Source organism: Prevotella sp. P4-119, assembly GCF_002251345.1.
In the GTDB taxonomy this organism is placed as follows: Bacteria; Bacteroidota; Bacteroidia; order Bacteroidales; family Bacteroidaceae; genus Prevotella.
Map to the genome: position 1 here is coordinate 49,233 of NZ_NPJB01000002.1, position 8,563 is coordinate 57,795.

Annotated in this window: 6 protein-coding genes; all 6 read left to right on the forward strand. The window is 40.4% G+C overall.

The genetic code is table 11. The features are described from left to right. Positions 1-7: 7 nt before the first annotated feature. The 6 genes from CIK89_RS00210 (at position 8) to CIK89_RS00235 (ending at position 8,516) form a co-directional block, all read left to right on the forward strand. Positions 8-2,191 carry a hypothetical protein gene (locus CIK89_RS00210; protein ID WP_094389422.1) on the forward strand — a complete coding sequence of 728 codons (2,184 nt, stop codon included), beginning with the start codon at positions 8-10 and terminating at the stop codon, positions 2,189-2,191. Positions 2,192-2,195: 4 nt separating this feature from the next. Further along, a complete protein-coding gene (locus CIK89_RS00215; protein ID WP_094389423.1) occupies positions 2,196-3,725 on the forward strand; it encodes an O-antigen ligase family protein in 1,530 nt (509 codons plus the stop codon). Positions 3,726-3,746: 21 nt separating this feature from the next. Next, entirely contained in the window at positions 3,747-4,634 is an 888-nt protein-coding gene (locus CIK89_RS00220) for a glycosyltransferase family 2 protein (protein WP_094389424.1), read from the forward strand. Between the two features lie 75 nt (positions 4,635-4,709). Further along, positions 4,710-5,813 carry a glycosyltransferase family 2 protein gene (locus tag CIK89_RS00225; protein ID WP_158214948.1) on the forward strand — a complete coding sequence of 368 codons (1,104 nt, stop codon included), beginning with the start codon at positions 4,710-4,712 and terminating at the stop codon, positions 5,811-5,813. Positions 5,814-5,825: 12 nt separating this feature from the next. Further along, complete coding sequence (locus CIK89_RS00230; RefSeq protein WP_094389426.1) at positions 5,826-6,986, forward strand: glycosyltransferase family 2 protein; 1,161 nt, start codon at positions 5,826-5,828, stop codon at positions 6,984-6,986. A gap of 6 nt (positions 6,987-6,992) precedes the next feature. Further along, positions 6,993-8,516 (forward strand): sugar transporter, encoded by a 1,524-nt coding sequence (locus CIK89_RS00235; protein WP_094389427.1) that lies wholly within the window; start codon positions 6,993-6,995, stop codon positions 8,514-8,516. Positions 8,517-8,563: the final 47 nt, after the last annotated feature.

Consider the following 8,563-nt stretch of genomic DNA (forward strand, 5'->3'; position numbering starts at 1 on the left):
TACTAATATGGATTTATTCAGATATATCGTCAGATTTTTATATAAGATACGTTGGTATTTGGTTATCTTCCCCATGATAGCCCTTATCATAGCATGGTTCTCTACCCGCCACATGGACCGCGTTTACGACACTAATGCCACTATTTATACTGGTATGATTACCGGCTACAATATTGAAGGTGGTGTGGGTGTTGCAGGTGGCAATCCCCAGACCAACATCAATAACTTGATGCTCATCATCACTACAGAGACTACTATCAATGAGGTTTCCCTTCGTCTGTTTGCTCGTTGTATGATGTATGGCAATCCAAACAAAGACAACAACTACATCTCAGCCGAACACTTCCGTGAACTTGACGCCCAAGTTCCTGCAGAAGTCAAGGCATTGATTAACCGCAACAGCGAATCGGCATCCTATGCCAACCTAAAAGCATACGTTAAGCCCTCCCAAGACAACTACATCTTTGGCTTACTTAACTATCACCCATATTTCGGTGTAAACCAAATCACCTCACGCTTAAAAGTGGTACAATTAAATAATAGTGATATCATTGATATAGGTTATTCTGCCAACGATGCAGGTATCGCCTATAACACATTGGATATCTTGAACGAAGTCTTCGCTCGCCAATATCAGTTGATTCGTTTCGGTGAAACCAACAATGTCATCAAGTTCTTTGAGCGTGAGGTTGCTCGCCTCTATCGTATTCTGACAGGTGCAGAAGATGATCTCATTCGCTACAACGTTTCGAAACGCATCATCAACTATGGTGAACAGACCAAGCAGTTGAGTGGTTTGGAAGCCCAACAGCAGAATTTCCGCAACGACCAATTGATGGAATATACCACTTCAAAAGCCATTTTGGACTACTTGGAGCGTCATTTGGGCGATCGTGCCAAAGTAATCCGCGCAAACCAGAGTTTCACCAACGAAATCAAGGATATTTCACGTTTACAGTCACGTATCTCTAACCTTCGACTGATGAGCGGAGAAGGTGGTGACCTCAATAATGAGGCGCAGGAAGAACTGTCAAAAGCACAGAAAGAACTCCAAGCCACTACACAACGTGTTAGAAAACTCACCCACGACATTGAAGCTGGTAGTTACAGCACCGAAACTGGTGTTAAGGCTCAGCCAATGATTGATAAGTGGCTGGATCAAATGTTGACCATGGAAAAAGTGAAAGCACAGATGTCAGCAACAGATATCATGCAACAGAATCTCGATCGCCAATATCTGTTCTATTCTCCTATTGGTGCCACCTTGGACCGTAAAGCGCGTCATATTGGATTTGTGGAAGGGAACTATATGGAAATGCTGAAAGCTTTGAATGCAGCACGCCTGCGTCAGAAGAACTTGCAGATGAGTACCGCCACACTCCGTGTACTCAACCCACCTATGTTCCCTTTGAATGCACAGCCTACCAATCGTATCATGATTCTGTTGGGTGCATTTCTTCTGACCTTCATGCTGACAGCCTTATACTTCTTCATTATCGAATTGCTCGATCGTACACTTCGTGACCGTATGCGTTCAGAACGCATCACTAAAGTACCCGTCATGGGTTGTTTCCCACGCGAAAGCAATCTGCGCTATCGCCGCTTCAACAAGACCATTGCCGATATGTCATTGCGCCAGTTGAGCAAGGCACTGCTTCCCCATTTCAAGGAAGGTCAGCAGAATGTGTTAAACCTCATCTCTACCGACTCAGGTAATGGAAGGAGCTATCTCGCTCAGGAATTGGAAAACTATTGGATATCCATCGGTCTGCAAGTTCGCCGTCTTACATACGACGAAGACTTCTTGGCAGAAGACAGCAAATTCATTATGGCAAACGGTATCAAAGACTTGTGCCCAGATATCTTGCCCGATGAGATAGCCATCATTGAGTACCCGAACCTCAACGACAACTCCATTGCTCCAGCATTGCTAAACATGGGTACTGTCAACCTCATGGTAACTCGTGCCAACCGCACCTGGAAGGATGTCGATCAGAAAGCCTTGAAAGAAGTAGAGGCCATGCTGGACGAAGATCACAAGAACACACTCTATATGTATCTGACAGAGGCAAGCCGCTATGCTGTAGAAGAGTTTGTCGGTCAATTGCCACCTTATACCAAGTTCAACAACTTTGTATATCGCATGTCTCAGTTAGGATTGACAGCCACTGAAAACAACAAAGCCCTGTAAATACATGCAGAATAAGTTCGCAACCTATACGGACGGAAACGGAGGAAGAGCAATATTGCTCTTTCTCCTGTTTTCAGTAGCTATCTACCAATTTGTATCGGTAGGTATCGGTCCCTTTGCCATGATATGTCTATCGCCCTTGGTGATAGCAGCTATCTATATAGCATTCCGTTGGCGCACCGCCACTTTTTGGCTATTGTTTTTTCTCAACTATTTATTGCACTGGTTCAACACAAACCGATGGCTACCTGGTGGCATACCGCTGTCTTTCTATAACGAAGCATTGGAAATCGTTTTATTGGCCATTGCCATCATCGATGCTCGTAAATCTCCATGTTTTGAACGTACTGGAAACATGATGCTCTATGCATTGATGATTTGGTGTGGTTTTTGCACCTTGGAAATTTTCAATGATACCTGTAATCTTGGCATCAATGTTTATGCTTGGTACACTGGTGCCCGCCTCATGGCTTTCCAGATTCTCTATGCATTCTTAGTCTATATTATCTATATCGACAAACCCAAAATACTCATATATTATTTGATATTTTGGGGCTCCCTCTCCTTATTCTCTGTTTTTTGGGTATGGAAACAGAAATATATAGGATTCACCTATGGTGAACATGCATGGATATATGGAAGAGGACGTAGTACACATATCATCCAAGGGGGAACACTCATACGTTATTTCTCAACACACAATGACGCAGCAAGTTTTGGTATTGGTATTGCCTCTACGGCTGTAGCATTCTTGATTTTTGCCTTAACCAGCAAAGTAAAAAAATACCGTTATTTTTTCCTCATCACAGGCATTGCCTGTACATGGGCGATGTTTCCGTCGGGCACCCGTACAGCTATTGTGTGTTTTGGCGCAGGCATTGCGTTCTATATTGTTTTAGCAAAATCCGTCAAACTGTCAGCCATTGTGGGTATTACCTTTGGCATTGCATTTTTCATCTTAGCTTTTACCAATATCGGAAACAGCAACGGCTCAATCAGACGTATGCGCACAGCATTTGACAGAAGCGACGCCTCTTTAAATGTTCGTGATGTAAACAAGGAATCCATCAAGAAATATATCAAAGAAGCCCCTTGGGGAATTGGCATAGGTATGGAACGCGAAGAAGTACCTGCCAATAACAAATACCGTATCTTGACAGAAATTCCCCCTGACTCAGAATATGTATATATTTGGGTACGTACAGGAAAGATAGGCATCATCACTTTCGTATTGACCACGCTCATCATGTTAGGTGGAGCATGCTGGACAGTCCTGTTTAGGATAAACAGCCCATCCATGCGAGGTATTGGTGCAGGATTATGTTGCGCCTTTGTCTCCATCCAATTAGGAGGATATGCTAACCAAATATTGATGAACTTCCCCAACTGCTTTCTCTTCTATGGAGGTCTCAGTATGGTGTATGCATTACCCTTTATGGAGAAGGAATGGATAGCCTTCGAAAACGAAGAGTTAGCCAAACAAGCAGAGCGCAAGCGTCTGAAATTAGAAGAGAAAAAAGCATCAAGAGTATAAACACAAGCGTATAAGACACCTTTGGAACCCGTCATATCTATCATCACTATCAATTACAACGGTCTCGATGATACCTGTTCGATGATTGATACCATCCCCTTCGATGATTGTCCATTGGAGGTGATAGTGGTAGATAATGCTTCCCGTGATGATGAAGCCACTATTATCGAACACCGTTATCCTCAAGTTAGGGTAATTAGAAGTAATAAGAATCTTGGGTTCGCTGGTGGAAACAATCTCGGTATCAGAGCAGCAAAAGGACAATTTCTTTTTTTTGTCAATAACGATACTGTGTTCTTTCGTGAGGGCAAAGTCAAAGTGAATCTTCAAGCCTTGGTCAATCGTTTTGCCTCATCTTCTAAGATTGGAGCTATATGCCCAAAAATACGTTTCTTTTGGGACGATGCACCCATTCAATTTGCAGGCTACACTCCCCTGTCATCCATCACCATGCGCAACAGTGCTATCGGCTATGATGAGCAAGATCATGGACAATATAATACAGCCCATCCAACACCCTATGCCCATGGGGCTGCTATGATGGTCAAGCGTGAAGTTATTGCCCAAGTTGGAATGATGCCAGAATGTTACTTCCTTTATTATGAGGAATTAGACTGGAGTATAATGATACGTCGGGCTGGCTATGAGATTTGGTATGACCCTGTCGTTACAGTCTTTCATAAGGAAAGTCGCGCCACAGGACAAAGCTCGCCACTTCGCATGTATTACATTACACGCAACCGTTTGCTGTTCGTCAAGAGGAATTATTCTGGTTTCAAGGGGCTCTGCTCAAAATTGTATTTAATCGGCATTGTAGCACCCAAGGATATGTTGCTATCGCTCCTTCATGGCAAGTTGCGTCATGCACTATCCGTAATCAATGGCATTGTTGACTATATAAAACTTTAGATTATGGACATCTGGACACTCTTATACTTCTGTGACATCACATTATTCTGTCTAATATCATTTACGGTGATATATATGACGATTTTCACTTTGGCAGCAATGTTGCCAAAGCGTCATTACACCCAGAAAGTGAAACATCAGAACCGTTTCATCATTCTTATACCTTCATACCGCAATAGTAACGTAGAGCAAACAGTAGCCTCGGCATTAGGTCAGAGTTATCCTCAACGGTTATTTGATATCACTGTCATATCAGATCACAACAACGAGATGACCAATTTCCATTTGGCACAGCAACCTATAACACTACTCACCCCCAATTTCCGAGAAAGCAATAAGGCAAAGTATTTCCAATTGGCCATTTCAAATCTGCCCCAATTCAAGCTCTACGATGTCGTTATAATTCTTGAAGCTGGCAACATCATTGAGTCTGATTTCCTGGAAAAGATCAATACCGCCTACGAGAATGCAGGCACGAGAGCTCTTCAGGCACATCGTGTCTCAAGAAACAGCAAGAGTCAAGTATCACAGATGGCTGCTATTTTTGAAGAAATCAACAACACCATATTCCGTAAAGGACACAATCGTTTGGGATTATCTGCCAGTCTTTGTATGTCAGGAATAGCGTTTGATTTCGAATGGTTCAAATCTACAATTCTCCAATTTAAGGCCAGTTGGGATGATAAGAATTTAGAGTCTATTCTACTCCAACAACACGTATTTGTGGAATATGTGGAAGACCTTTATGTCTATGACGAAAAGCCACAACATGCAGAAGACTTCAACCGTCAACGTGGTCAATGGATAAAAAGCCAGTTCGTTACACTACTCAAGAACATCCATCATCTTCCTTGGGCAATACTGACTCGCCAATACGACTTGGCAGACAAGATTATACAATGGATGCTGATGCCTCGTATGGTGTTGATGGGACTTGTTGTAATAATGAGCGCCATTCTCCCATTCATCTATATGTCATTGGCATTGAAATGGTGGGCATTATTTGCCTTTGTTCTATTTATCTTTGCTTTAGCAACACCAGACTATCTTGTTGACGAGAATTGGAGTCGCTCTTCTCTTAAATCACCCTTGATACTCATGAGGTGCATTCCTGGTCTTTCAAAGATAGCCGATTTTATAGATTACCTCGACAAAAAGTTTCATCATACAAAACGATAAACTCCCTATACCATGTGGACTATCATACATATCATTGACCTTGCGTTATGGATTTTCATAGCGCCTTCTGTCATTTATGTATTATTCTATGCCATCGTATCCTTGTTTCATCACAAAAAAAATAAAACTACCATAACAGAGGTACAACACACCTATTTGGTATTATTCCCTGCCTATCATGAAGATGCAGTTATAGTATCATCCATCAAAAGTTTTCTGGAACAAACCTACCCGAAGACAAATTATGATGTTGCTGTCATTTCTGACCACATGACAAAGAGCACCAACGATGCCTTGCTTGCGCTCCCCATCACGCTCCATCGACCTATATTCTATAAGAGTAGTAAAGCAAGAGCATTACAATATGCTATTTCAGAAACCAGGAAACAGTACGACCATGTGGTCATTTTAGATGCTGACAATGTGGTTCATGCTGATTTCCTTGAGCGTCTTAACGCTGTTTGTTGTCAAGGTTATGATTTCGTTCAATGTCATCGTTGCGCAAAGAATAGCGACAACGACATAGCTGCACTTGAAGGAACAAGTGAAGAAATCAACAATACCATTTTCCGTAAAGCCCATAACATAATAGGAATGTCGTCAGCATTAATCGGTTCTGGCATGTGTTTCCGTTTTGAATGGTTCAAAAATCATGTATCCAAACTACAAACTGCAGTAGAAGACCGCGAATTAGAAGCCATGCTCATGCAAGAAAATATTTTTATCAAGTATGAGGCAACTATCCATGTTTATGATGAGAAGGTATCTAATCAAGATAACTTCCGTCGCCAGCGTCTTCGTTGGATGACTGGTCAGATACAAAGTCTTTTGTTCATGCTCCCTTATTTACCCAAGGCTTTTATAAAAGGGAACATCAACTATATTGACAAGACCCTACAACAGCTACTGATACCCCGTTCTATACTTTTAGCAACAATACCTGTTGTTGCAGTCATAATGACCTGCGTCTGTTGGCAATGGGGACTTCGTTGGTGGGCATTGTTTATTGCGTTGATTATAGCCCTCTTGATAGCCATTCCTCGCCATCTCCGCACAAGAGCTATCTTCGGAAAAATCATCTCATTTTTCAGGCTTACAGGCAGTATGCTTCAAAACCTGACGAAGATAAACATCAAAAGTAATGATTTCATTCACACCTCACACCATAAATAAAGCCCAATGGCAAAAAGAATCCACAAAAGTATATTGAATGCGAAAGTAAATCTCGTTTTTTACTTTCTCTCTTTATTCTTTGCTTTCTTTTCTAGGAAAATATTCTTAGATTGCTTAGGGGTAGACTTTATTGGACTAACAGGAACACTTGGAAATATATTAGGTTACCTCAATCTTGCAGAACTTGGGATTTCTGCATCTGTAGGATATTTTCTCTTTAAGCCACTTCAATCAAATAATAGAGAGGAAATACAAGAAATTCTTTCCGTTTTAGGATTCTTATATCGAAAAATTGGAATAATCATTCTCTTTGCTGGTATTTCTGTCAGCCTATTCTTTCCTCTTATCTTTTCCAAAGCAGGTCTAAGCTTCTACATTATTTATTTCTCTTTCTATTCTTTTTTAGGCTCTGCCCTTATAGGATACTTTATTAACTTTAGGCAAATTCTATTGTCTGCAGACCAAAAAAATTATCTAGTTGCGATATATTACCAGAGTGCCAATCTATGTAAAATAGCCTTGCAGATATTCTTAGCATATACCTATAAGAACTTGTTCGTATGGGTATTCGTCGAATTCTTATTCGGTATCATAGGTTGCATTATCCTTAATTGGAAAATCAACAAAGAATACCCTTGGCTCAATGTCAATATCAATAACGGCAAGGCATTATTGAAGAAATACCCAAATATAACAGGAAAAACCAGACAAATATTCATTCATAAGATTAAAGACTTCTTGCTTATAAAAAGCGACGAGTTGTTCATCTTTATATTCGTTTCATTGAAAATGGTTGCCCTCTATGGCAATTACCTTATTATCTTCTCAAAACTCATATCATTATTTAATTCCATTACCAATAGTATTGGAGCAAGTGTAGGCAATCTTGTTGCAGAAGTGCATCGCCCACACATCATCAATGTCTTTTGGCAAATCACAGCCCTTCATCATTTCGTTGCAGCAACATTATGCTATTCCTTATACAACTTCACAGAACCATTTATCTATCATTGGTTAGGATCATCATATATTATGGACCATAACATTTTGATATTACTTGTTATCTTTATTTATATTACCAATTCCAGAAACTCGGTAGATAATTTTAATTATGCCTATGGCCTTTATGCTGACGTGTGGTCAGCATGGGCAGAACTAATCATAAATATAAGCATTACCATAATTTGTGGATTAAAATGGGGAATCATAGGAATACTATTAGGTAAGATTACTAGTCTTTTATTGATAGTTGTAATCTGGAAGCCATGTTATTTGTACCATTCAGGCTTTAAGGAGCCCATTTTCAACTATTGGAAATCTGTGACAAGAAACTATATTGTTTCATTGATTGCCATCATTATACCAACATGCTTGACGAGGCTTTTACCAATTGATCCGTATCAAAATATCGGCACATGGGTTTTATACGCTTTATCGGGAATGGCAATATATTTTGTAATTTCTATTCCATCCTATTGTATTTGTGTAAAAGGAACCAAAGATTGCCTGCATAGATTTATACACAAATAAGTAATCTCAATCGTATATTGAAAAAAATCAGAAACGATAATTATTTT